Source organism: Liquorilactobacillus satsumensis (assembly GCF_964065465.1).
Classification (GTDB): domain Bacteria; phylum Bacillota; class Bacilli; order Lactobacillales; family Lactobacillaceae; genus Liquorilactobacillus; species Liquorilactobacillus satsumensis.
Window position 1 is genome coordinate 77,817 of record NZ_OZ061606.1, and the last position, 23,252, is coordinate 101,068.

The 23,252-nt window shown below is 39.5% G+C and carries 22 protein-coding genes and 1 pseudogene; 4 read left to right on the forward strand and 19 right to left on the reverse strand.

Annotation, left to right across the window (positions count from 1 at the left end; genetic code table 11):
* Positions 1-74: 74 nt before the first annotated feature.
* The 16 genes and pseudogenes from AB3Y88_RS00410 to nadB all read right to left on the reverse strand — a co-directional run bounded on the left by AB3Y88_RS00410 (position 75) and on the right by nadB (position 15,984).
* A complete protein-coding gene (locus AB3Y88_RS00410; protein ID WP_228888043.1) occupies positions 75-1,280 on the reverse strand; it encodes an MFS transporter in 1,206 nt (401 codons plus the stop codon).
* 91 nt (positions 1,281-1,371) lie between these two features.
* The gene (locus tag AB3Y88_RS00415; RefSeq protein WP_228888044.1) at positions 1,372-2,121 is read right to left on the reverse strand and encodes an alpha/beta fold hydrolase; all 750 of its coding nucleotides are present in this window, start codon (positions 2,119-2,121) and stop codon (positions 1,372-1,374) included.
* 6 nt (positions 2,122-2,127) lie between these two features.
* Complete coding sequence (locus AB3Y88_RS00420; RefSeq protein ID WP_367293438.1) at positions 2,128-2,526, reverse strand: DUF3021 family protein; 399 nt, start codon at positions 2,524-2,526, stop codon at positions 2,128-2,130.
* A gap of 339 nt (positions 2,527-2,865) precedes the next feature.
* A complete protein-coding gene (locus AB3Y88_RS00425) occupies positions 2,866-3,726 on the reverse strand; it encodes an arginase family protein (protein ID WP_228888045.1) in 861 nt (286 codons plus the stop codon).
* A 34-nt stretch (positions 3,727-3,760) separates the two neighbouring features.
* Entirely contained in the window at positions 3,761-4,747 is a 987-nt protein-coding gene (locus AB3Y88_RS00430) for a nitronate monooxygenase (protein WP_324250759.1), read from the reverse strand.
* 16 nt (positions 4,748-4,763) lie between these two features.
* A complete protein-coding gene (locus AB3Y88_RS00435) occupies positions 4,764-5,717 on the reverse strand; it encodes a zinc-binding dehydrogenase (RefSeq protein WP_056960802.1) in 954 nt (317 codons plus the stop codon).
* A 46-nt stretch (positions 5,718-5,763) separates the two neighbouring features.
* A complete protein-coding gene (locus AB3Y88_RS00440; RefSeq protein WP_228888047.1) occupies positions 5,764-6,630 on the reverse strand; it encodes an alpha/beta hydrolase in 867 nt (288 codons plus the stop codon).
* Between the two features lie 14 nt (positions 6,631-6,644).
* Positions 6,645-7,754 (reverse strand): SLC13 family permease, encoded by a 1,110-nt coding sequence (locus AB3Y88_RS00445; protein WP_056960801.1) that lies wholly within the window; start codon positions 7,752-7,754, stop codon positions 6,645-6,647.
* Between the two features lie 379 nt (positions 7,755-8,133).
* Positions 8,134-8,346, reverse strand: coding sequence for a hypothetical protein (locus AB3Y88_RS00450; protein ID WP_054756129.1), 213 nt, complete (start codon positions 8,344-8,346; stop codon positions 8,134-8,136).
* 245 nt (positions 8,347-8,591) lie between these two features.
* On the reverse strand, positions 8,592-9,185 hold the full coding sequence (locus AB3Y88_RS00455) for a DJ-1/PfpI family protein (RefSeq protein ID WP_054756131.1): 594 nt from the start codon (positions 9,183-9,185) through the stop codon (positions 8,592-8,594).
* Between the two features lie 28 nt (positions 9,186-9,213).
* On the reverse strand, positions 9,214-9,930 hold the full coding sequence (locus AB3Y88_RS00460) for a metallophosphoesterase (RefSeq protein ID WP_261909565.1): 717 nt from the start codon (positions 9,928-9,930) through the stop codon (positions 9,214-9,216).
* A gap of 618 nt (positions 9,931-10,548) precedes the next feature.
* A pseudogene (locus tag AB3Y88_RS00465) lies at positions 10,549-10,998 on the reverse strand (aggregation promoting factor); the annotation flags it as partial.
* A 478-nt stretch (positions 10,999-11,476) separates the two neighbouring features.
* Positions 11,477-12,574 carry a cysteine desulfurase family protein gene (locus AB3Y88_RS00470; protein WP_228888049.1) on the reverse strand — a complete coding sequence of 366 codons (1,098 nt, stop codon included), beginning with the start codon at positions 12,572-12,574 and terminating at the stop codon, positions 11,477-11,479.
* 8 nt (positions 12,575-12,582) lie between these two features.
* Positions 12,583-13,680: a quinolinate synthase NadA gene (nadA, locus tag AB3Y88_RS00475; protein ID WP_228888050.1), complete on the reverse strand. Its 1,098-nt coding sequence runs from the start codon at positions 13,678-13,680 to the stop codon at positions 12,583-12,585.
* The gene (gene nadC / locus AB3Y88_RS00480; protein ID WP_367293347.1) at positions 13,677-14,516 is read right to left on the reverse strand and encodes a carboxylating nicotinate-nucleotide diphosphorylase; all 840 of its coding nucleotides are present in this window, start codon (positions 14,514-14,516) and stop codon (positions 13,677-13,679) included. The genes nadA and nadC overlap by 4 nt, the downstream gene beginning before the upstream one ends.
* 7 nt (positions 14,517-14,523) lie before the next feature.
* Positions 14,524-15,984: an L-aspartate oxidase gene (nadB, locus tag AB3Y88_RS00485; RefSeq protein ID WP_367293348.1), complete on the reverse strand. Its 1,461-nt coding sequence runs from the start codon at positions 15,982-15,984 to the stop codon at positions 14,524-14,526.
* Positions 15,985-16,224: 240 nt separating this feature from the next.
* On the opposite strand from nadB, the gene AB3Y88_RS00490 reads away from it, so the two are divergent.
* From AB3Y88_RS00490 to AB3Y88_RS00500, 3 genes are all read left to right on the forward strand, one after another.
* Positions 16,225-16,932 (forward strand): AzlC family ABC transporter permease, encoded by a 708-nt coding sequence (locus AB3Y88_RS00490; protein ID WP_056960797.1) that lies wholly within the window; start codon positions 16,225-16,227, stop codon positions 16,930-16,932.
* Positions 16,919-17,251 carry an AzlD domain-containing protein gene (locus tag AB3Y88_RS00495; protein ID WP_228888052.1) on the forward strand — a complete coding sequence of 111 codons (333 nt, stop codon included), beginning with the start codon at positions 16,919-16,921 and terminating at the stop codon, positions 17,249-17,251. Before AB3Y88_RS00490 ends, AB3Y88_RS00495 begins: the two co-directional genes overlap by 14 nt.
* A gap of 71 nt (positions 17,252-17,322) precedes the next feature.
* Positions 17,323-18,411 carry an Ldh family oxidoreductase gene (locus AB3Y88_RS00500; RefSeq protein ID WP_056960796.1) on the forward strand — a complete coding sequence of 363 codons (1,089 nt, stop codon included), beginning with the start codon at positions 17,323-17,325 and terminating at the stop codon, positions 18,409-18,411.
* Between the two features lie 139 nt (positions 18,412-18,550).
* Here the strand turns inward: AB3Y88_RS00500 and AB3Y88_RS00505 are convergent, their stop codons facing one another.
* Positions 18,551-19,363, reverse strand: a complete 813-nt coding sequence (locus tag AB3Y88_RS00505; RefSeq protein ID WP_228888053.1) for a Cof-type HAD-IIB family hydrolase — start codon at positions 19,361-19,363, stop codon at positions 18,551-18,553.
* Positions 19,364-19,820: 457 nt separating this feature from the next.
* On the opposite strand from AB3Y88_RS00505, the gene AB3Y88_RS00510 reads away from it, so the two are divergent.
* The gene (locus AB3Y88_RS00510) at positions 19,821-21,302 is read left to right on the forward strand and encodes a DHA2 family efflux MFS transporter permease subunit (RefSeq protein ID WP_228888054.1); all 1,482 of its coding nucleotides are present in this window, start codon (positions 19,821-19,823) and stop codon (positions 21,300-21,302) included.
* 249 nt (positions 21,303-21,551) lie between these two features.
* Here the strand turns inward: AB3Y88_RS00510 and AB3Y88_RS00515 are convergent, their stop codons facing one another.
* Positions 21,552-22,097, reverse strand: a complete 546-nt coding sequence (locus AB3Y88_RS00515) for a phosphoribosyltransferase family protein (RefSeq protein ID WP_056960793.1) — start codon at positions 22,095-22,097, stop codon at positions 21,552-21,554.
* Positions 22,098-22,099: 2 nt separating this feature from the next.
* The gene (locus tag AB3Y88_RS00520; RefSeq protein WP_228888055.1) at positions 22,100-23,176 is read right to left on the reverse strand and encodes an NCS2 family permease; all 1,077 of its coding nucleotides are present in this window, start codon (positions 23,174-23,176) and stop codon (positions 22,100-22,102) included.
* Positions 23,177-23,252: the final 76 nt, after the last annotated feature.

Here is a 23,252-nt window from a genome sequence, read left to right on the forward strand (position 1 = left end):
ATAAACGTGTTCCATAAGTCAAAATTCTCCGATTTAACTCCGTGCTTATACGTTAATGCTCAAATTTTAACAACTTATGCCATCTCCGCATATTTTTCTTTTCTTAAATATAATAATAGCAAAAAGAAAACTACTAAGCAGCAGCCTAGAATGACATAGGTCCACTGCTGCCAGATATTGATGAAGAAACCAAAAATGAAGGAACCAATTGGCTGTACCCCATCAAAGAATAGGAATGTCACCCCAAAGATTCTGCCTAAAAAGGCCACATCAGTTTCATTTTGGATAAAAGTCGTAATACTTCCGAAAAAACGTGCTTGAAAAAAGCCATAGACCAAGGCAATTGTCATCCAAGTATAGACAGAAAGAAAGGTTCCACAAATCACCAGTACAATTCCATAAAAAAGCTGTTCCCTATAAATAATCTGCGGAGTTACCGTTCTTTTTTGCAAAGCTAATGCTAGACCGCCTAGTAACCCTCCACTCGCTGAGACGGTGAGAAATAAACTGTAATTTGTCGCATGACCTCCAAAAAAGTGCTGTCCAATATAAGGTGCTGTTAGTAAAAAGCCGGCCAGACAAAAGTTGAAAATCCCCATTGCGAGCATATATAACAGCAGATTAGGATGGTGTTTAATATACTTGAAGCCAACCCACGTACTTTTAAGAATCGATTCTTGACCTGCTTTATTTAGCGCGGGGCTAAAAGAGTATGGAATTAACAGATTTAATAAGAGCGCAAAAAAATAGGACAATGCATTAATTAGCAAAAAACCGCTAAAATCAATTCCTTTAATTGCTAATAAGAGTCCTCCCACTAGCGGGGCAAGGATATTTGCAAAATTAAAAACAGTGTTTGCGAGTGCATTAAATGTCTGTAACCGCGTCTTAGCAATCACTTCAGGAGTGATCGCTTTGGCTGCCGGATAATTCAATGCAAGCATTAAATTCAAGACAAACGTAATGATAATTAGCAACCAGGTTTGCGGGGTGGTGTTATCTACAAAAAAACTGCCCAGCAAACAAATTGCAGCCGAGATAAGATCTGTCCAAATTAATACACCTTTGCGATTATGTTGATCGACTAATAGCCCTACTAAAAAATCTCCTAAAAGAAAAGCAAATCCGCCTAAGCCTTCGATCAGCCCTAACAACTTCGTACTTCCAGTTACTTGCACAATTAACCAATTAAGCCCTAAAACATAAATCGCTGACCCTAGCTGCGAAGCAAACGGGCTCAGCATCAATGGGAAATATGGATTTTTAAGTTTATTTATCATAACTGTTAATGATACATTATTCTTGCAAAAGATTCAACATCAGTGAATTTTCGGCCCTAGACGAACTCGTAAAGGCGTAACTTTTTTAACGCTAATGCTTGAAAAAGTGAGCGGCATAAAATAAAAATTGGTGCTTCTTACATAACAACAGTTTGTGTCCCGCATCATTTAGAATAGCAAGTGCTATATTGCTAAAACTATTCGATAACCTAACTTGATCTTCGTACCCGACAATGTTGTCTCTTTTACCAAGCAAAAAGAGTGTGGGAACTGCAATTTGGATTTTTTTTAAAGCGGGTTCTACGGATAGACGATAGTATTTATAATTTTTACACTGTAAACTTTGCCAAAAATGTAAATCAACTTCTTTAGTTGCATAATCTAAGCTGCGTAGATGTTGATACCATACATCTGCAGCTCTCTTTTTTGAGGTAAAGTGATTTTGCTGAATTCCTGCCAATTTTCGTTGATTTACAGCAGCAATCACTACAGGACACACTAAAAAAAGACCCTTTATGTTATTTTCAAAATAGGTGGTAATCCCTAATGCTAAATAACCTGCATATGAATAGCCACACAGATAAAAAGGTTCACTAACCAGTCTTTTAAGTGCAAGAAGCAGTAAGTGTAGCAGATAATCGCTACTTGGATGCGGTTGATAAAATGCTGAACTTGCACCTGTCCCTGGAATGTCGAGATAAATCCGTTGAAATTTCTGTAGACAAGGGATGCGTTCAAAACAAGTTTTCATTAACGTGTGATTCAAGCACAGCACCACCACAGGACGCCCGCTGCCAATTACTTCATAGTTAATAAGCTTGTCACAGATTCTTAACTTCATCTGACACTAAAGCCTCCGCCTACTTTTTAATTTATTATTGAGCTGTTTAAGTTTTTCATTCATATCTTTAGTCACGAGGAAAAACTTGCCGATTGTTACTACGTATGAAATCAGATAAATAATAGTGGTACTACTGATAATTTGTACAAACTCCACTTGCGTCCCGAAAACAAAATCCAGCAAAATGATGAATACAACTACTCCTAAATAATACAGAATTAAAGAACTCAGGAAGTTCAAAGACGATATTTTAAAAATAAAGGTGCTAATCCCGATAAAACAGGACACAATAAAGACAAAGAGCACGTCTTTGCGTGAAACAGACACGCCGTCGTTTACAAAAACCAAGCTTAAATAGACGACCGCCCCGATACCAAGGCCGTTAAAAATATGTCTAAACCAGATACTCTACGTATAAGAGCTCAGTAAACCTGATTTTTTCTTCACGCTGACTGTCTATTAGTTTGGCTAAAAGAACATTCTGAGTGTTTTGTAAAAGACTGATTGCAGCTTGAATTGCTGATGTGAGCTCATGGACATGAAATAGCACTTGATCTTCTTGCTGAGCATCTTTTGCTAACCGCTTAATCTCTATTTTAATGTTACCCCTCCTCCATGCTGAATTATGAGCACTAAAAACCTAACAATCACATCTTGAAAAACACACAATCAAGCCTGCAATTGTTGGGTTTTTAATTCATTTTACAAATAAGTTTGTGCATAATCTTTGAAATTTGAACCAATTTAATTAAAGATTGCCAAGTTGCGCAACATCGCATGCAGATTCATGGCATCCCATGGCATGTGTTCTGCGATTGTTAAGCCCACCAGCTCACTAGCTTGCGTAAGTTTTTCAAAAAACTGACTAACTTCTGATAAAGTCATGCTGCCGACCGCTGCGCCAAATTGAGAAATATCTGCATGTGGGTTAGCGGGCAAAATAGATCGATAGTCTGCGGGTGTCAAAACATCCAGATCAAAATGCACAGCAACTTTACTGAAATGATGCTGCTTGAGCCACTTAGTCACTGCCGCATTGTCTTGACGTAATTTTTCTGGAGTTAAAAATGCAATCTGCAATCGTTTAACTGCTTGATCCATCGGGCGCAAATCTTGAGCTTTTAAGCCTGCATAGAGTACCTGCTGCGGCTGCAATGGGTGTGCAGTTTGTTTCGCCAATTTTGTATTATCCAGACCTAGAAGATTCGTCACTACCATTTCATGAGCATGTTTAGATTCCTTGGAACTGGAAATATCAGGGTGTGCATCTAACCAGATTACACCGAGATCATCTTGGTAACGTCCGCTTAAATAATCAAAGGGTGCATGTGAAGTTGCACAATCACCACCTAAGGTGATAACTCTCTCGGGTTGCTTTAATGCGAGAATTTGTTTTGTCTCAACGAATTGTGCCACCAAAGCGTCTTCTTGGAAAACAGCGCCACGATCATTGCCAGTCACAGTAAAATTTTCCTTTACTCCAATTTTGAAGGTTTCACCTTTAATATCAGGAACGATTGCTGCTAATATTTTTGATCCCCAAAAATAATTAGGGTTCTCGCCGCCTTGCCACTGCGGCATTTCTAATTTAATGGTGTTAGTCATAAAAACACTCCTTTTCGTTGTGCTTAAATTTAAATTATAACAATCCTGCACTTAACTCATTGATCAGTGTACTAACTGGTTTTTCTTCAACGATGCTCCCAACACCAGTGTTAACTGGAATAATCCCTTGTTCCACTTTTCCCAGCAGCATTGCAGGTCGAACTCCGCCTAAGCGCTTAACTTCTTGACTGAGATCTACTTTATTAGTGGGATCATTGAAAAGCTTATTCAAACGATCTGCAGCTAAAGTTTTAAGTGAACGTTCCCGCTCAAAAACAAATTCAAGGTCATCAGAATCTGCAGCAACAATTAAATCCTTGACTGCTTGACTAGCTGGGGATTCTGGCGTAACGATAAATCTAGTACCGACATAAATTCCATCAGCTCCTAAATCAGTTGCAGCTTTAGCCTCTTTAGCTGTATTTATACCGCCTGCGATCAATAACGGAACATGGAGGCAACGTTTGAATTCAGCCAAGGTAGCAAAGGTCCCAAAAGCGCGCCTAGGAAAAATTCCGCCCGCATCAATTCCTGTCGCTACCAGAATGTCCGCGCCAGCTTCTTCAGCTGCACGCAAATTTGCAAGCGAAATCATCTCTGAACGATGAATGATGATCCCATTATGTTGTTTAATCTGTTCAAACACTTTTCGATTATAAGAGCCAACTGTCACAAAGTATTTGACTCGTTCTGCAAATGCCATTTTTAATAATGCAGCACTATAGGGATTGAGGTCTTGTTCAGGAGTACTAGGCGTTAAGAGATTTAAGCCAAAAGAATGTGTTGTGATTTGGCGCAATTTTTGAATTTCCGCCTGCATTAAACTCGCGGTTTGGCCTGGGTCTGATGTGATTGTAGTTTGGCCTGCATTTGGGCCTAAAACACCTAAACCTCCGGCATTTGCAACTGCACCCACAAATTGTGCATTGGTGATCCAAGACATCGGTGCTTGAATAAGCGGATATTTAGTCTTGAGAATTTGTAGCACTTGTTGTTTCATGTAGTAACATCTCCTCTTAATTGCTAATAATTTTGGGTTAACGACATTCCATCAATATTTTTCCATTACTACTTCCACTTTCAAGGAATGCATATGCTTTTTGGCCCTCTGATAACGGAAAACATTGGGGTTCATTGATTACAATTTTTTGACTAATAAAATAGGATGCTAGTCGCTCAAATCTTGACTGCCTTTCGCTTCGACTAGACAGGTAATCCCACAGATCACCTGTCAAAATACTTTTGGAATGCTCAAGTAGCGCTAAAGGGTCAACTTTAGTTGGATTCCCTCCTGCCATCCCAAAGAAGACCACCTGCCCTTTGTGTTTGGCAAGTGCAAGGCTTTGCTTTAATGTGCTACCCACACCATCAAAAACTGTTGCAAATGTATCGCAGAGTTGTTCAGCCCATTGATCCGTCCGCAGATAGACGTGGCTTGCCCCTTGTTTGAAAGCCAATTCCTGTTTTTTCCTTGTAGAGGTTACTCCTGAGACTTGAATTCCATCTGCGGTAAGCATTTGTAAAAGAATTTGTCCCACTCCACCGCTAATTCCTTGAATAAAGGCACGTTCACCTGGCTGGCTTTGCGCCAAATCATGTGCTAAAAAATCTGCTGTTAAGCCTTGTAAACCGATTGCTGCCGCGAGTTTATCATCAATTTCTGGCGGAACCTTGATGACATGGGTAAGTGGCACGGCAACTAGTTCAGCATTAGCTAATGGAACATCTACAAAAAGAATCCGTTCACCACATTTAAGTTCAGTCACATTTTCCCCCAGCTTGACAATTGTCCCTAGTCCTTCATAACCATTAATATAAGGTAGATGCGGTTCGAGATGATAATTGCCTTTGCGTCGATAAATATCCGCGAAGTTCAAACCGATATACTTCATCTTCACTAAAACCTCATCAGCCGTGATCTGAGGAACAGGCAAGTCCCCATACTGTAAAACTGAATTATCTCCAAAATGATCGAAATACAAGGCTTTCATCTCATATTACTCCCTTAAAAAGTATTTTACCTTAACGCATTCAAAGTCATTTGACATTCCATAGAAAGCGTCCAATTGCTTGATCAACCTGTTTATTTTCATGCAACTGACTGTGCTGTCCCTTTTTTCCCTTAATTTCAATCTCTGTATAGCGCTTATACCGACCTTGCAGCAGATATTTCAACGAACGTGCAGAAACTTCTGAGACATCTCCGTCAGAATTAGTCCCATCTTCTAAATTCCCAAAAATATTCAAGATTTGCACTTGATTAGCTGGAAAATTATTGCGCTGTTTTAAAAGATAGCGGTAATTTCGGTTTTGAATTTTAGGGCTGCCATCAGCTAAAAAGTAGTTTTTGTTTGGCTGATCATCCATTCCAATAATACCATCAAAATGTCCTGCAAGATTGACTTGTTTATGTAAGCGCGGTAATTTTTGAACGCTCCCATATTTTAGCTGATAATAGATTGTCGTCAGATTTCCCATTGAATGTGACACGGTATTATACTGGCGAATATGATAGGCTTTTTGCAGGGCTAAAATTACGTGATAGAACCATTCACGTGTGACCTGATAATTGCCATTTCGATTGTCCTTCATCACAATTTGAACCAGCGGGTGCCGTGTATTCGCAGGCCAATCACCTGAAAGCTCAACCTGTCCATTTGCTAACACAGTCGCAGTTAACACTTTTTTAGCCCCTTGATTCCTTTGTGCATAGTTAATCATACTGTTAGTTGACTTCGCACTTGCACCCCACCCATGTAGATACAGCGTTGGGATGCTATTTGAACGGTTTCCAGTCCGAAGATGTGTTTGCGACTTGATTATAAAAAAAAGCATGCTGATAATCGCTGCGGCTACTAAGCAAGTCAGAAAAATTAACCATTTATGCCTCTGCATCATTTTCATTTATTTCTCCCCCATTATTTCAGACCCCAATAGCTGAGCATGTATCCACATACTCCAAGGATAAAAAGACTGGTTACATTTACTATTAGAAATAATTTTAAATAGTTTTTATCTTCTTGAAGTTTGTTTAAACGATATTGTTTATAGGCTAACAGATTAGCTAGTGATGCAACTAAAGTACCCAAACCACCGATATTAACCCCTAAGAATAAGGAATAGACGTGCCTTGTATAAGGTGCTAGCAAAATTGCGGCCGGAACATTGCTGATAATCTGACTAAGTCCCAGGCCAGTAAAATAAACGCCTTCCTTGTGCTGACCAATTTGCTGCAGCCAGTCTCTAACAGCAGAATTGCGCCCGATGTCTCCCGCAGTTATAAAAAAACAAATAAATGTCAATAATAATGCATAATCAAGCTTACTAAATAAGTGTTTGTCAATCACAAGCGTCAAAAACAAAGTTGCACCAAGCATTATCCACAAAGGAATAACAGCAAAAATTCCTAAAATAACCAGGATGCTGACTAAAACAGTAAGGCTTGCCTTGCCCAACTGAATTTTCGGAGAAGTAAATTCAGCTGGTTTTAGTGGAATAGGATTAAAAGATAGTGACCAGAACCATAAAACAAGTATGCTAGCCAGAGTAATTGGACCTGCCATTTTAAAAAAAGTTAGTGCATCAATTCGATAATACGCAAGCAAATACAGATTTTGTGGATTCCCGATCGGAGTAACTAGGCTCCCCAAATTAGCTGCTGCATTAATTAGTACTATAGGCAGTGCAAGTGGGATTTTCACTTTTCTTGCAATTAGCGCTAATAAAGGAACAATTGTAATAATACCTACATCGTTTGTCAAAAACATCGAACCTACAAAAGTAATGCTAATTAATAACTGGATGAGCTGTCGTTGATTTCTTACTTTTCGAACTAAAATAAGTGCACCATAGTCAAGCAGCTTTAACCGTTGATAAACTTGCACAAGCAGCATTAATGCGGTTAACGAAATAATTGTCTGCCAACTAATATCGCTACTTTGTGGTTTGCTAATTAGCAAGCTTAATAGCATCGCCCCAAAAGACAGCCACAAAAGCCGATCTTTGATGATTTTATTTAAAACTTCCACAAAAAGTCTCCTAAAATAAGTTATTTTAGCTGCTGGCTATCCTAGCTAACACTCAAGCAGCTTTAAGTTAAGACACACCATTATTTTAGTTACTTGCGTGTGTCTGACCTATGTAAAAAAACTTCAGCAAAGATCTTTGGAAAAGCGCTTCAAGAGTGCAGAAAATGGCGTTAAAACCAACATGTTAACGAATGATAAACATGCAATTTTCAACAAGCTTGAACACTTTTCATTAACTTAAAGTTTAATACGAGAAGTAGTATAGCATACTGCAGTAATTGGCTGTTACTCTTTAGAAACGAGACTTGTTTATAAAATAAAAAGCAACCTCTTCTTGCTTTAGGTTGCATTCTACTCCACACTATCTTGTCGATTTTTATCAAAACGTTTTTTTAAAGAAAATCATTTTTCGAATGTTAAGTTCCATGATTAAAATCGAAAGAACAATTAAAGTCCCACCCAACAACAAATTATCAGTGAATGGTTCAAATTCTACAAGACTGGTATATTTTAAACCGCCTGCCTGCAGTTGATATCCCAGAAATTTAATAATTCCTGCGCTACATTCAATGCGAAAATCAGCGCAGGTCATTTTCCGGATTGCCTTTGAAAAAAGAGATAGATTAAAGCATTGAAAATGGCCCCCGCAGTGTATTTAAGTCAGTTGGTAGATTTGTGCGTAATACCTGCTTAATAAAAATATAATTAGTTCGCCAGATAATTGCCGTTAACAATAAAATAAAATTTCCCTTTCCTCTAGTTAGCTTCAGCACAAATATCAACATTCCTTCGTGAAAGTTAGCTCTTTTCCAGTTTTCTATATTTTTTTGGTTACTGTCAGTCGTAAAGTTCGCTAAAAGGATCATCATTTGCAGTTTTGTTGCGGTGATATTCAATCTGGGTAGCGATTTTATCAGCCTGTGCGGTGCTGCAAATGTCTGCAACAAAAGCAAGTACCATATCAATGCCAGCGGAAACACCTGAGGATGAATAAAGATTGCCATCTTTAACCCAACGTGCCTTTTTGATCCAAAGAACCTGCTTATTTTGAGCTGTTGCCCATTTGAAAGCACGTTTATTTGAAGTGGCCTGTTTGTGATCTAAAAGTCCTGTTTTAGCAAGTAAAGCAGATCCAGTGCAGACCGTTAAAACTGAAGTTGCCTGTTCAGCAATTTCCTTGATCTTATCTAAAAATAGCGGCTCGTTAACCAATTTTCGCGTTCCCGGTCCTCCAGGAAGCAAAAAAACACCAGCCGCATGAATTTCTTCAAGTGGAAGTGTCTCAATAAAGAGTGTTTTATAGGTGCCCACTTTACCTCCATTTAAAGAAAAATAACGCAAATTAACGCCTTTAAGATGTAACAAAACCTCGACTGGGCCGAAAACATCAAGCGGTTCAAACCCTGGGAATAACAAGACATTAACATCCATTTTCATGTTCCTCCTTAATTAACGTTCATCATTGATATGCAACTCTTTTAAAATCCGGAGTGAGCGTCCCATCTTCTTCGATGGTTAACAATAAGAATTCAGCTCTATTTTCCAATCTATGACAAGCAGGTCGATCAAAAGGCATTCCGACAGAGCCGATATTTAAGACCAGTCGTTCATCTGCTTGGTTGTTATTGTAGTCTTTCTCCAACTTTTTAGCATTACTGCAAGCATGCAGATCAACGTAACGCATGGTTGGATGGTGAATATGGGCATAAATAGCCACATCACAAGGTTGCCGGTTATCTGCAAAAAGTGCAGCAAGTGCTTGGTTATCTGCTCTGACAGAAAGAGAATCTCCATAATTATGCGTGGGCAGATTGTGTGAAAGTCCAAAATAAACTCCGTTGACTCTTTTTTCCAGGTGTAGTGGCCAGGCTGCAATTGCTTGGCGTGTCTTAGTATAACTCGTTAATCTGTGTGCTATTTTTTGTTCACATTTAGCAATTTGATCATGATTAGCTTGACAGTTCAAAAAGAAATCGTCCCAATTTCCTCTTATTTTCACTGTTGGATTAATCACTTGCATCTTATCCCAGAGTGCCTGTGCCCCATCTCCCGGACCAAATAAATCTCCCAAAAACCAATACTCTGTGGCACCAAGCTGTTTTGAGGAAGCATAAAATGCATTGAGCGCTGCTAAATTGCCATGAACGTCTGAGAAAAGTGCAATTTTTGTTGCCATGATATCTACCTGATTTCATACTAGTTTTTTAGAATTATGAACTTCAGAAAAATTTGCTTCGATTTAGGCGGTTACTTAGGTAATTATAAAATAATTTTGTGTTACGCAGCAAGTGTGCACAGCAAGCAAGGACTCGTACTTTCTCCAACACAACATCTCAAAGAATCAAGGAAAAATAAGAATTTGAAAAGGGTGACATAGGACGATCAATTTGAGCCTAGACGAAAAGATCTTCTAATGATGACCCGTGTTTCTTGCCACAAAGAGGGGCTGTGACAAAAGTTAACTTTTGTCACAGCCCCTCTTTATTCGGATAAACGTGTTCCATAAGTCAAAATTCTCCGTCTAACTTCGAATTACTCATAGCAAAGTACTCGCTATGTTCGTAATTTCGAGTTAGCACTCAAATTTTCCCGACTTATGTCACACTCTCCTCTTTTATTCCAGATAAACGTGTTCCATAAGTCAAAATTCTCCGTCTAACTTCGAATTACTCATAGCAAAGTACTCGCTATGTTCGTAATTCGAGTTAGCACTCAAATTTTCACGACTTATGTCACACTCTCTGCGGGTTCAGTGATCTTTATTGAATGCTAGTCCAGCGATCACTGAAGTTTTTTAATACCAGCCGTAAGCTTCCCAGTGTGCTTTAGCTGCTACCCACGAACCATAGCGTGACGAAACGTACTGGTTTGCAACTTTTTCCTGATTAGCTGCTGACAGATCACCATTCAGGTAGCTGATTGTCAACTGGTACTTACCATAATATTGTCCATTTTGAGCTGTATATGAACCACCGGATTCCTTTTGTGCAATCCATTCCTTAGCCGCTTCTTCAGCACTTGAAGTTGAAGTGGTAGTACTTGAAGAAGTTGTTGAACTTGAAGTACTTGAGGTATTAGACGAACTTGTATTGGTAGTACTTGAACTCGTCGTGGATGCTGTATTCGTTGTTGAAGCTGTGTTGCCGGTTGATGCTGTATTAGCAGTCCGATAAACATTGATACTTCTGCCTGCTCGATAACCATAATGGTATCCATAACCACGTTGTTGAGAATTTCCATTGTAATGAGCGACTGCTGGTTGACGATTTGCTCCAGGATTTTGTTGCACGCCATCAGCGTTGGCTGACCCGACTTTAAGTGCCAAAATACTTGTTGTTGCCAAAGCTACGACAGTAAGCTGTTTTTTGAATCTCATATAAATGTTTTCCTCCTAAAATTTGTGTTGTGACTTAATCAACTATGTCGCCAAGTATGCACTATTAATGTCTCAAAGCCATTTTATTGAGGTTACTAATTACTTAAGATTCTACAATATTGTCAAACTAATGTAACATTGTAATAACAAATACTTTTTTTATAAAACTTTTTTTCAACTGATTTTTCCCATTAAATAAGGCTTTTAAACCGATAAATAAGAAAAACATTAGTAATTCAAATAATTAAGAATGTAAAAATCAGCGTTTCTTTACCACTACTCCGGCATTTAGCATAATTAATAACTTTGTTTAAAGCTTTATTTATTTCTGAAACAACTTATGCTGCTAACCATAAAGCTGATTCAAACAGGTTGCAAAACGTTCTACTTCGGAAAGTGTATTATGCGGACCTAGTGAGATTCGAAGATAACGTTTGCTTTCAGCTGCCGTTAGTCCTAAAGCTTGTAAGGTCCGGTCCGGCCGCGGGTCACGGATACTGCAGGCGCTCACGGTTGAAAAGCAAAAGCCAAGCTGTCCCATTCTTGTGACAGCCTCTTGTGCTTGTGTCTGTGGTAAAATAAGACCACAAATTCCGGGATAATCTCCCGCAATTACCCGAATTTGCGGCGAAACGAGTTCTTTAAGCTTTTTTCTAAGGGTTGTCACGACTGCATAAGACTGCTGCACTTTTGAAAATTCAGCTTGTAGTGCAGTTGCCATACTGACAATTCCTGGAACGTCCAATGTTCCTGGCAAAAAACCATTTTGTTGAAACACGTTGTTAAAACGTGTGTTTACTGGCATATTAGGATTCAAAAATAGTAAGCCACTGCTTTTGGGACCGTTAAACTTGTGAGCGCTGCAGCTAAATCCAGCCAAGCCAGCAAAGGACATTGGAATTTTTGTAACTGCCTGCACAGCATCCACAAATAGTGGTACCTGCTGTGCACCAGTTATTTTTTTTAAAGCCGAAATGTCCTGGCAAATTCCAGTCACTGAATTCACTGCTTGGATAACTACTAGAGCAGTTTGAGCAGAAAGCCGCCCCCTCAATCCAGCAGGCGTGATTTTGCCGCGTTTATTTACAGGAAGCGTTTTTACTTTGAAGCCCTTTTCAGTTACTAACTTATCTAGAATCTGAAAGACAGAAGAATGTTCTAACGGACTGACTAAAATTTCCCTTTTCTGACTATTAACAGAGCTCAAACTTTCAATCCCGAGCTGATTGCTCTCTGTTCCACCACTTGTAAAAATAAACCCCGCTGCGGGAAGTTTGAATAACGTGGCAATTTGTTGTTGTGCTTGCATAATCAATGTATTGCTTTGTGTCCCAAATAAATGCAGACTTTCACTATTACCATAAAAATTTTCTGCCACTTCATGATACGCCTCAAGTGCAGCTTTACTCATTTTTGTAGTTGCGGCATTGTCAAAATAAATCATTTTTTCTCCTAACTAAGAGTTAACATTTTATCCAAGGCTTTTTTAGCCCAAAAGGCCGTCTGATCATCAACTTTGATGATATTTAACGCGGCTGGATCTTGCAACAAATTATCCAGTGTAAATGCTAAGTGTGGCAAATCAATCCGATTCATTAATACACAAGAACAAGCAATCGGATTTAACAACATTATTTTTTTATCAGTGAACCGCTGCTGCAATCTTCGCACTAAATTATTGTCGGTCCCTACGGCAATTCTTGCTCCTACAGGTGCTTGCGTTAGATAGCGAATAATTGCCGCCGTTGAACCCACTTCATCGGCCGCAGCAACAACAGCATGTGAACACTCAGGGTGAACAATAATTTTAATATCTGAGTAATGTGCTCGCAATTTAGCAATTTGCTCTGGCGTAAATTGCTGATGGACAGAACAATAACCGTCCCATAAAATCACTTTAACCGCTGCAGGCTTTGGCGCTACTAAAGTTTCAGTCAATGGATTCCAAACACCCAGCTCTTCTGAACTAACTCCCAGTTGCAGGGCAGTATTTCTACCTAAATGCTGGTCGGGAAGAAAAAATAAATGCTTGCTGTGCCGCAATGCCCAGGCAACTATTTGAGGGGCGTTGCCGGATGTCACAACAATTCCGTTCTTTTGGCCCACGAAACTTTTAATTGCCGCACTGGAATTAACATACGTTAACGGCATAATATCGGGGCCGTATTTTTTTTCCAAATAATTCCATGCCTTGGTTACTTGAAAACTGTTAGCCATGTCTGCAAGTGAGCAACCTGCGCTTGGGTCAGGCAAAATAACTTGTTGTTTATCCTCCGTCAAAATATCAGCCGTCTCGGCCATAAAATGGACGCCGCAAAAAACGATCTTCTTTGCTTCCTTATTGGTTGCAGCAATTTGTGCCAGTTTCAGTGAATCTCCAGTTGCATCTGCAAACTGTACGATTTCATCCTTTTGATAATGATGCGCGACCAGAAAAAGATCTTTACCAAAATGCTTTTTAATTTTGTAAATCCGTTCTATCTGTTGTTGTGGATCTTCAGTATAGTAATGTTCTAGTTTCTTTTTTTCTGCAAGTTTTGTGAAATTCATGCTTTAACCACCCCATCCAAGACAAAGCTGATATCTAATGGCTTGACTTCGTTGGTAAGGAAGCCCAGTGAAATGAAGTCAACCCCGCAGCCACGATAAGCCGCAATATTGGTTAAATCGATTCCACCTGAAGCCTCGGTACTAATTTGTGCTGGAACTAACTTAACCCATTGTCTAATAGTTTCAGGTCTTTGGTTATCAAACATAATCGTATCTACCCTGCTTTTCACCGCACTTTCGAGCTGCTCCTTAGTTTCGATCTCAACTTCTACTTTCGTTAATGGGCCAGCATTTTGCGTTGCCAAGGCCAATGCTTTTCGGATTCCACCCTTTGCTGCTAAATGATTATCCTTAAGCATCAGACCAGTAGAAAGATCAAAACGATGATTGCATCCACCGCCAATTCTGACGGCATACTTATCAAATAATCTTAATCCAGGGGCTGTTTTACGAGTATCAGTAAGCCTAATACTAGGATCGTTAAGACGTTCAAGCGCATTTTGGGTGGCAGTTGCGATCCCGCTCATACGCTGCATCAGGTTCAAGATCACGCGTTCCCCTGCCAAAATTGTCGTGGCCTTACCATTGATCCGGCCGCAAACAGTCCCTGCAGCAACTTGTTTACCATCCGGAAGAAATGGTTGATAGCTCGCACCACCTAATAAATCACACACAATTTGCGGAATTTCTTGGCCACAAAGTATCCCGGCTTGTTTAACTACCACAGAACCACTAACACCCTCATTTTCTTTAAATAAAAAAGCACTTGCATCTCCAAAAGAAAGATCCTCACGCAAAAAAGCAGCAATTTTTTCCTGTGCTATTAAATGATTCATCTGTCAGTTACTCTCCTTCAATATAATTTGCGCCAAGACTTCTAGGCTGTGCAAGAGCAGAATTTGCAATCAATTCAGCACATACGCATAAATTTGCAATTGACAACTCTTGTGCTGACAGCTGTTCTGGTCGCAAATCCTGATAGTTAAAGCGCGCTAACCAATTCAAAAATTCTTTGAGTGTTTCTTTTGTACGGACAACTCCGATAGATTTCCAAGCCATTTCTAGCAGCTGCGTTTGTTCAGGCAAATGGGGGATAATTTTTGGTTCAGCCGGCTGTGTTTTAACTGCGACTGTCTGATCAGTTTTCATTGCACTTGTACTAATTGTCGCAGCCGCCTTGTGGGCACTCACTAAACAATCCAATAAGGAGTTACTTGCTAGACGATTTGCACCATGGACTCCATTGCAGGCCACTTCCCCAATCGCAAAAAGTCGTTTGAGCGAAGTTTGTGCATTTAAATCCGTTTTAATTCCTCCCATACAAAAATGGGCGCCAGGTTTAATTGGAATCAGTGCGGTTTCTTCAAAGTTAATCCGATGTTTGTCGAGATTTCGACTGACACCTGGAAATTTTTTACGAAAGTCTTTAATAGCCGAGATATCAAGAAAAAGCTGATGTCCCTTTTGTTGCCAAGCTTTTAACTGCCGCGTAACTACATCCCTTGGAGCAAGATCTTTTTGTGGAAAGTCTTGCATGATGTGCGTTCCGTTTTCATCGACCAAAATTGCACCTGCCCCACGGATAGCTTCAGTAATTAGCCCGTAGCATTTACCATTTTTAGTTAGTAGTGTCGGATGAAATTGAACATATGCCATGTCTGCAAGTTTTACCCCATTTCTCTGGGCTAAAGCAATCCCATCGCCGGTGATAGTAGCATCATTAGTGGTCAAAGGATACAAATGTCCAAGGCCACCGGTTGCAAGCACTGTAAAGTCAGCATATTCTGGTCTTAGTTGTCCCTGTGCATTCCTGAGCATGACACCCCTGCACTCACCATTTGCGATTAGTAGATCAACAACCGTTGTATTTTCTTTCCACTCAACATTTTGAATCATTCCTTGAACAAACTGTGTGAGTGCATACCCAGTCTGATCACCTTGAGCATGTAAAATGCGATGACAGCTGTGGGCCCCTTCCAGTCCAAATGCTAATTCTCCATTTGACGTTTTATCGAAGGGCATTCCCTGCGCTAGAAGTTCCTTGACCAATACTGGACCGGTAGTAACTAACTGTGAAACTGCTGCAGCGTTATTGTGATACTTGCCTGCTTTTAGAGTATCATCTGCATGTTGTGCGGCAGAATCTCCTGTAGCAACTGCAACTGCAATTCCGCCTTGTGCAAGCATTGAGTTGCTATCCCCCCGGGTTTTCTTAGTGACTAAAGTTACAGCACAATCAGCTGAAAGATGAGCTGCCAAGTAACTTCCTGCTAAACCTGCACCAACGATTACGACTTTTTTCATTCTTGCTAGATCCTCTCAATTTGTAATTAAAGTGATTATGGCTTAAAAAGCAGCAGGTGTCAAGACACCCTCTGGTGAACAATCTTATTCTGTGCCTCATACTTGCGAATTGCTCACTAATTACTAAAACTCCCTGTTTAGAGTGGTTGACAGCTTCTTAAAAAAAGGATACATTTTTGATATACTTTTTAACGTCTATTTGGAAAGATTAGTCCTAATATTTTAGGAGGGGGATTTTATGTGAACGCACAACTCACTCCCAAAGCAGCGTTCCAAGAAACTTTACCAACAGTTTTTGGTTATCTTGGCATCGGAATCGCTTTTGGGGTTGTCGGACAAGCCGCAGGGCTTAGCACCTTGGAAATTTTGTTAATGTCACTCTTGACATACGGCGGTTCAGTTCAATTTGTAATCATCAGTATGTTGCTTGGCCATAGCGCTCTTTTGCCGATGCTTCTTTCAACTTTTTTAATTAACTCCAGAATGATTTTGATGAGCATGACAATTGCACCCTATTTTAAAAATGAATCTCTCTTTAAAAATCTTTGGATTGGCTCGCTACTCACGGACGAAACATTTGCGCTAGGTATGAATAAGACCAACTCAACTGCTGGTCAACTAAATTTTGCATGGTTTAATACCAGTAATCTAATTGCTTATTTTGCTTGGGCAGTTGCTTCTTTATTGGGAGCTTTTCTAGGTAACTTTGTGGCTTCTCCCCAAGAGCTAGGTTTGGATTTTGCTTTGGTTGCGATGTTTATTGGCTTACTTTATTTGCAAATTATCAGTGATCAGGTTTTGCAAGTTAGCTTGCAGTTGGCAGTTGTGACTTTTGTGCTAGTGTTAACATACTTAGGCTTAATTTTTATCCCTGCTAATATTTTAATTCTGGTCATCACACTCTTAGGGTGCGGATTTGGAGTGATTATTAAACATGCCTTCTTTTAACTTTGTCTTTATAACTATCTTAGGGTGCGGTGTTGTCACATGGCTCTCACGTGTTATCCCTTTTATTCTCTTAAAAAAATTCAAAATGTCCCGCACTTTAACAGAATTTCTAAGTTTTGTACCACTTGCAATTATGGCTGCACTTTGGTTTGAAAGTTTGTTTGTACAACGATTGGGTCATTTTCCGCAAATTAACTTAGGCAATCTGCTGGCGTCTGTGCCAACCGTTTTGAGCGCATTTCTTTCTAAAAATTTGCTGGTAATTGTGGTAGTCGGAATTATTTCGCTGGTAGCAATTCGATTTTTCCTAAGTGTTTAACTAAAAGCTTTCCGAGCGCTAATTAGCCGAACAGACTTTAACAAATAAACTAGATAATGTGGTGATTAATAATGGTGAAAAGATATAATAGTGAAAAAATTAAGCAGTTAGTTTTCAAAATTTACCAAGCATATGGTTTTTCGAATGAAGATAGCGAAAAAGTTGCCGCTACTCTACTCTATACAGATCTGCACGGGATTGAATCCCACGGAGTGCAACGCTTGGCGATGTATGATCATTTCATTCAAAATGGTAAAATTCGAGTACAAAGTAAACCAGAAATCATTAAGGAAACAGATGTCAGTGCAGTCGTTGATGCTCATTTTGGGTTGGGGCAACTAAATGGAATTTACAGTATGGAAGTTGCAATCCAAAAGGCAAAAGAACATGGCGTCGGAATCGTGACTACAAAAAACTCTGGTCACTATGGAATTGCAGGTTTCTATGCCAACTTAGCTGCAACCGCAGGATTGATCGGGATGTCATCCACGAATTCGCGTCCGGCAATGGTCCCGACTCATGCAATGAAGGCTTTTATCGGCACAAATCCAATCGGCTTTGCAATGCCAGCTAAACCGCACCCTTTTATTTTCGATGCAGCTACAAGTACGGTTCCTCAAGGCAAAATTGAGGTGTATCGCAAACTTGAAAAAGATCTTCCTGCATTTTGGGTTGCCAAAAATGGGACCGAACCGGTGACTTCACATACTGATAAAAAAGATCTTGATTTATTGCGTGACCCAGATGCTAATGTCGCACTCACTCCCTTAGGTGGAGTCGCTGAAGAAACCGGCAGCCATAAAGGATTTGGCCTTGGAATTATCGTCGAAATTTTTACTTCAATTTTGTCTTTGGGCAATATTTCAACAGAGATCAGTCCAGAAAATCTCGAAGTCGGTCCTTGTCAAAGCTTCGTGGCAATTGATCCAGCTATTTTCGGTGACAAGGAACAAATCATTGAGCGTTTTTCTGCGTACCTGCAAGATATTCGGCATTTGCCTGCAGTTCCAGGTAAAACAATCTATGTCCATGGTGACAAAGAAGCTTTGGCTTATGAAAACGCGAAGAAATATGGGATTGAAATCGATGATCGCACATTAGAAGAAATCACTGCAATTGCAAAACGTTTGCATGTTTCCACTAGTGAATATCTAAACTAAAATACTATCTCTACTCCAGTTTTTTCTAGTAAAATATCCGTCCAAAAAAGCCTGACAAAGCTAGGATTTCACATCCTGGTGCTCAGGCTTTTTTGCGGTTTAAAGACTGTGGTGTTAGCAATTATTTATTGCTGCACTTCTAGTTAAAGACTAGCTTAGTTAATGCTTTAGCAATTCCGTCCTCGTCGTTAGAGGCCGTCACATAGGTCGCATGCTGCTTTACAGCGGCGGTCGCATTCCCCATTGCAACTGCTTGACCAGCATAATCAAACATCGGAAGATCATTTCTTTCGTCACCAAAAACTAAAATTTCTGCTGGGTTCAATGATAAGCTTTCCGCTAATTTAGCTAAAGCACGTCCCTTATTTGCTTGCTGATTCATAATTTCTAAAAAATTAGCAGCTGTTCGAACCACATAAGTGTTAGCGCCAAACTCCATGCGAATCCCTGCTTCATGCTGATCTAAAACAGTCGTCTCACCGACAAAAACGGCTTTGACAATTGAAAATTTGGCTGGTAAATCATCCGGTTTTCGAATCAAAAGACCCGCTTGATTTTCCCATGCTTGCACAACGGTCATTCGATTAACATCTTGATTACTTGTATAAATGACACTGTTTCGATCCAAAACATTATATTGCAAACGATAATTGTGTGCATAAATGTCGACTTGGCGATAAATTTCATTTGTAAGGCCAAGCTCAGCAATGACATGGCCATTACCTGATTCAATGATACTGCCATTATAAGTAATCGCATATTGCTGATCTGGACGAATAGCCAGTTCATTTAAAAACGGTCGTACTCCTGCTAAAGGTCTACCAGAACACAGCACAACTTTAATTCCAGCTGCGAGTGCTTGTGACAGGCTATCTCTTGTCGACTGCAGCATAAAGCCGTGAGAGTTTAATAAAGTATCATCAATATCAAGTGCGATTAATTTAATAGCCATCTACTTCAACTCGCTTTACGTTATTTTATGTCTACGCTTACATGATAACCGATTAACCTTATTGTTTTCAAGTGCAGGCCTCCTAAATTGATTTTATGTTAATTATTGCATTATACAATTCAATTCTTAAGAAGAATTTACTGCTTGAAATCACCCGTTTTAATTAGATCTTTAATATCTTTTATCTTTTTAGGATCGTTGTTAAAGCGTTATGTAAGTTGATATTTATCATAATTGCAATATGCAAATCATCGGCAGAAAAAGTTCTCAAAAAATTAGTTGTTGTTTATGGGTCAAGGTTAAAGATTTACCAACACCGTTTTGAATAATACGATAGCTTGCTAATTTTAATTAAGATACAAAAAGTTTCTTATTGACATTTGCCTTTTAACTGGTTAAGCTAACAGACGTAGCATTAAGATACAAAAAGTTTCTTATTCAGAAGGAGATTTTAAAGATGAAAAAAACAAAAACCAAAATTCCAACAGCAGTTATGACAACTGCTTGGATTCTCGTCTTTGGAGCATTAGCACCGTTATTAGATTCAACCATGATCAATATTGCATTGCATAGTTTAGTCAAGGATTTGAATAGTTCCGTTGAAACAGTGCAGTGGACAATTACCTGTTATGTTTTGGCGACCGGAATTGCCGTTCCATTTTCAAGCTGGCTACTAAATAAATTTGATGGAAAACTTGTATTTTTAACTGGTGAAATTCTCTTCGCAGGTGGTTCGTTTTTAGCAGCAATTTCTCCAACGATTAGTTCTTTAATTGCTGCTCGATTAGTTCAAGGATTCGCAGGTGGACTCATCATGCCCTTGCTGACAACACTACTAGTGCAGACGACCGATTCTGCATTAATGGGTCAAATGATGGCTACTGTGGGGCTGCCAATAATCTTGGGCCCATTAGTTGGTCCGATTATCGGAGGTATTATTATTAAATATCTTTCGTGGCATTGGATCTTTTGGGTTAATCTTCCGATTGCGGTGCTTTCAATTCTATTGATTATTTGGAAAATGCCGAGTTTTCCTGCACAAAATAAAAATGCAAAGATGGCCTTGCTTGGAATTATACTACTTGCCTCAGCCACAACCACCATGATCTATGGAATTGTTAAAGCAGCTCATAGTGGAGATTTCACTAACCAGACTACGCTTTTATTTGTAGGAATTGGCTTAGTACTGATGGTGTGCTACCTTACTTGGGCAGCCTACCTCAAGGAAAAAGCCGTCTTGCCATTAAAACTTTTTACCCACCACTCTTTTAGTGGCTCTGTCAGTGGTCTCTTTATTGCGGGAACAGTTTTAAACGGTGCAATGTTGTTACTACCTTTATTTTTTCAAGATGTTCGTTCAATGACTGTGATGGCAGCCGGTCTTGCTTTAATTCCACAGGGAGTCGGTATGCTAATTTCACGTCCTTTAACAGGAAAATTAACTGATTATATCGGCGCCAAATATGTAGTCCTAGCTAGTTTATTCATCACCTTTTGTGGAACCATTCCATTTAACTGGATTGATGGACAGACTTCCGCTTGGATTATCGCATTAGTTCTTTTCATACGCGGAATCGGTGCCGGTGGAATTCTCATGCCTTTAATGGCGGATTCTTATACTGGGGTGGCCCAGGCGCAAGTTCCAGCAGCCTCAATCGGTGCGCGCACAATTCAAAATATTGGAAGTGCTTTTGGATCAGCTTTAATTGCTACTGTAGTAACTGCCCATGCTAATAATAATGTGGCAGCTTTCAAAGAAAAGCTGGCTGCGGGAAAATTTCAAGTTGCTCCTGACCAGCTGCAAACTTTCGTGCAACATCAACTAATGTTAATTAAAGTGCAATCTTTTCAATTTGGATTTATGGTTATTGCGGTTGCTGCCTTGTTGATTATTTTACCAACCCTGCTGCTGACTAATAAAATGCCAAAAGATAAATGAGCATAATATTTGTATCTGCAGTAAATAAGAGAGTGTGACATAAGTCGAGAAATTTTGAGTGCTAACTCGAAATTACGAACATAGCGAGTACTTTGCTATGAGTAATTCGAAATCAGACGGAGAATTTTGACTTATGGAACCCGTTTATCCGGAATAAAAGAGGGGCTGTGACAAAATTTAACTTTTGTCACAGCCCCTCTTTTTATTTCAGCTAACCACAATTCGATTATTACACCGCAAGCAGTCAGCTCAAGCTTTAAACAGCGGCAGCTTTTGTAAGAATTGAATATCAGAACGTTTGGCGGCATCACCTTCTGCCAGAATTGCCACGCGTGCAACAACGTTTGCCTCTATTTTATGCAACAATTTTTCGGCAGCCGCAATCGAACCTCCACTGCTGATGACGTCATCAATAATCACAACTTTTTTGCCTTTTAACAATGCAGCATCGTTTCCGTCAATTACTAACTGTTGCTGAGCGCTGGTTGTAATTGCATTAACCGGAACACTGATTGGTACTTTCATATAATCCTTAATACTTTTGCGCAATACTACATAGCGTGGTTTTTTTAAGAAATGACAAACTTCTTGTGCCAGCGGGATTCCTTTGCTTTCCATCGTAACTAAATAATCAAAGTCAAAATCTATTTTTGCAGCTAGTTTTTCGGCAGCATAATGTGTTAACTCTGCATCACCTAATAAAACAAAAGAAGCAATTGCAAGCTCCTCGTTGAGCTTCATGATTGGTAACTGACGCGTTACCCTACCAATCTTTAATTCATAAAATTTTTGCATTTCTATACCCCCAAGCCTAATAATGGTAAGCCAAACTTCAATACTGCTCCAGTGACCAACCCAGCAAAAGGATCAAAAATTGCCGTGACAACTAAGGTAATTGCTGCAACTGTGACCCCCGAGCCTGTCATTGCTGTGGCAGCATTTTCGGGAAAAATAACGACCGCTCCTAAAATAAATAAGAAACCTGCAATTGAAGTACTGGGAACATAACGACCAATTTTAGGAAGCCAGCCTGCAAATAGAATAATAGCCATAATTAACATCATCATAATCCCTGCAATGACAGGTTCAGGTGCACTTGCAGTCGCAGAAATGATTGTTTCGACAGGTGCTCCGCCTAATAAACTAGTTCCCATATCAGCGATCGCCTGCGTACTTGTCAGTAAATTCAAGTTAACCGGATTAGGTTTAACCCCCGTCATCTGTCCTGTAATTAAACCATAAGAGATATTTGCTCCAATATTTAAACATGCCAGACCCAAGGCGCCGCGCAAAATTCGCAGGTTAAATTGTGGGCGTAAAAAATTGAATTTTCGCGCAGTGACGTATGACGGAAGCTCTGCACGATACTGTTCTACTTTAACTGCGTAAAGACTTGAAAGAATCACTGAAATAGTGATTGTCCATACCAGATCCTTAGTAATTAAATATGTAATTGCCGCTAATCCAATTGAAATCCAGCCTACCGTACGTTGCTTTTTCGTCATTTCAATTGCAATCTTGGCAAGCATCAATCCGACTCCAGCCATCATTCCTGCCATAATATTATTGCCTAAGTAGGAAACAATCTTAGTCAAAGTTCCAGTAAATCCAATGACCACCATGATTAATGAACCGCCAAAGATAATTGAAGTCCGCTCTCTGATATCTTTCCCTAGATTCCCAGTCAAGGCCAGTGACTCAGCTTGAAAAGAAAGTGGTGCTACTGAACCATAAAATCCATTGACTGCAGAAGCAAATACGAATGAAAAAGTCGTTGGAAAAACTGCAAAACCTAGTCCCATTGCCATAATACCTTGCGGAATCCCGTTTAAAACAACTCCGAGAGCCGCCATTAAATCAGCTAAAAAATGCATGCTACTTCTCCTTATAATAAACATTCTATGAATTTATCACAGAATAGTTCGTATTTATGAATAATTTTAGTATAAA

What these genes read in the sequence shown, in the direction of transcription:
- AB3Y88_RS00460 (WP_261909565.1), bottom strand. Translation starts at nt 9,930, where the DNA reads ATGGCAACAAAAATTGCACTTTTCTCAGACGTTCATGGCAATTTAGCA.
- AB3Y88_RS00435 (WP_056960802.1), bottom strand. Translation starts at nt 5,717, where the DNA reads ATGAAAGCCTTGTATTTCGATCATTTTGGAGATAATTCAGTTTTACAG.
- AB3Y88_RS00515 (WP_056960793.1), bottom strand. Translation starts at nt 22,097, where the DNA reads ATGCAAAAATTTTATGAATTAAAGATTGGTAGGGTAACGCGTCAGTTA.
- AB3Y88_RS00440 (WP_228888047.1), bottom strand. Translation starts at nt 6,630, where the DNA reads ATGAAAATGATGCAGAGGCATAAATGGTTAATTTTTCTGACTTGCTTA.
- nadA (WP_228888050.1), bottom strand. Translation starts at nt 13,680, where the DNA reads ATGAATTTCACAAAACTTGCAGAAAAAAAGAAACTAGAACATTACTAT.
- AB3Y88_RS00470 (WP_228888049.1), bottom strand. Translation starts at nt 12,574, where the DNA reads ATGATTTATTTTGACAATGCCGCAACTACAAAAATGAGTAAAGCTGCA.
- AB3Y88_RS00510 (WP_228888054.1), top strand. Translation starts at nt 19,821, where the DNA reads ATGAAAAAAACAAAAACCAAAATTCCAACAGCAGTTATGACAACTGCT.
- AB3Y88_RS00410 (WP_228888043.1), bottom strand. Translation starts at nt 1,280, where the DNA reads ATGATAAATAAACTTAAAAATCCATATTTCCCATTGATGCTGAGCCCG.
- AB3Y88_RS00495 (WP_228888052.1), top strand. Translation starts at nt 16,919, where the DNA reads ATGCCTTCTTTTAACTTTGTCTTTATAACTATCTTAGGGTGCGGTGTT.
- AB3Y88_RS00505 (WP_228888053.1), bottom strand. Translation starts at nt 19,363, where the DNA reads ATGGCTATTAAATTAATCGCACTTGATATTGATGATACTTTATTAAAC.
- AB3Y88_RS00425 (WP_228888045.1), bottom strand. Translation starts at nt 3,726, where the DNA reads ATGACTAACACCATTAAATTAGAAATGCCGCAGTGGCAAGGCGGCGAG.
- nadB (WP_367293348.1), bottom strand. Translation starts at nt 15,984, where the DNA reads ATGAAAAAAGTCGTAATCGTTGGTGCAGGTTTAGCAGGAAGTTACTTG.
- AB3Y88_RS00450 (WP_054756129.1), bottom strand. Translation starts at nt 8,346, where the DNA reads ATGACCTGCGCTGATTTTCGCATTGAATGTAGCGCAGGAATTATTAAA.
- AB3Y88_RS00520 (WP_228888055.1), bottom strand. Translation starts at nt 23,176, where the DNA reads ATGCATTTTTTAGCTGATTTAATGGCGGCTCTCGGAGTTGTTTTAAAC.
- AB3Y88_RS00415 (WP_228888044.1), bottom strand. Translation starts at nt 2,121, where the DNA reads ATGAAGTTAAGAATCTGTGACAAGCTTATTAACTATGAAGTAATTGGC.
- AB3Y88_RS00455 (WP_054756131.1), bottom strand. Translation starts at nt 9,185, where the DNA reads ATGGATGTTAATGTCTTGTTATTCCCAGGGTTTGAACCGCTTGATGTT.
- AB3Y88_RS00500 (WP_056960796.1), top strand. Translation starts at nt 17,323, where the DNA reads ATGGTGAAAAGATATAATAGTGAAAAAATTAAGCAGTTAGTTTTCAAA.
- nadC (WP_367293347.1), bottom strand. Translation starts at nt 14,516, where the DNA reads ATGAATCATTTAATAGCACAGGAAAAAATTGCTGCTTTTTTGCGTGAG.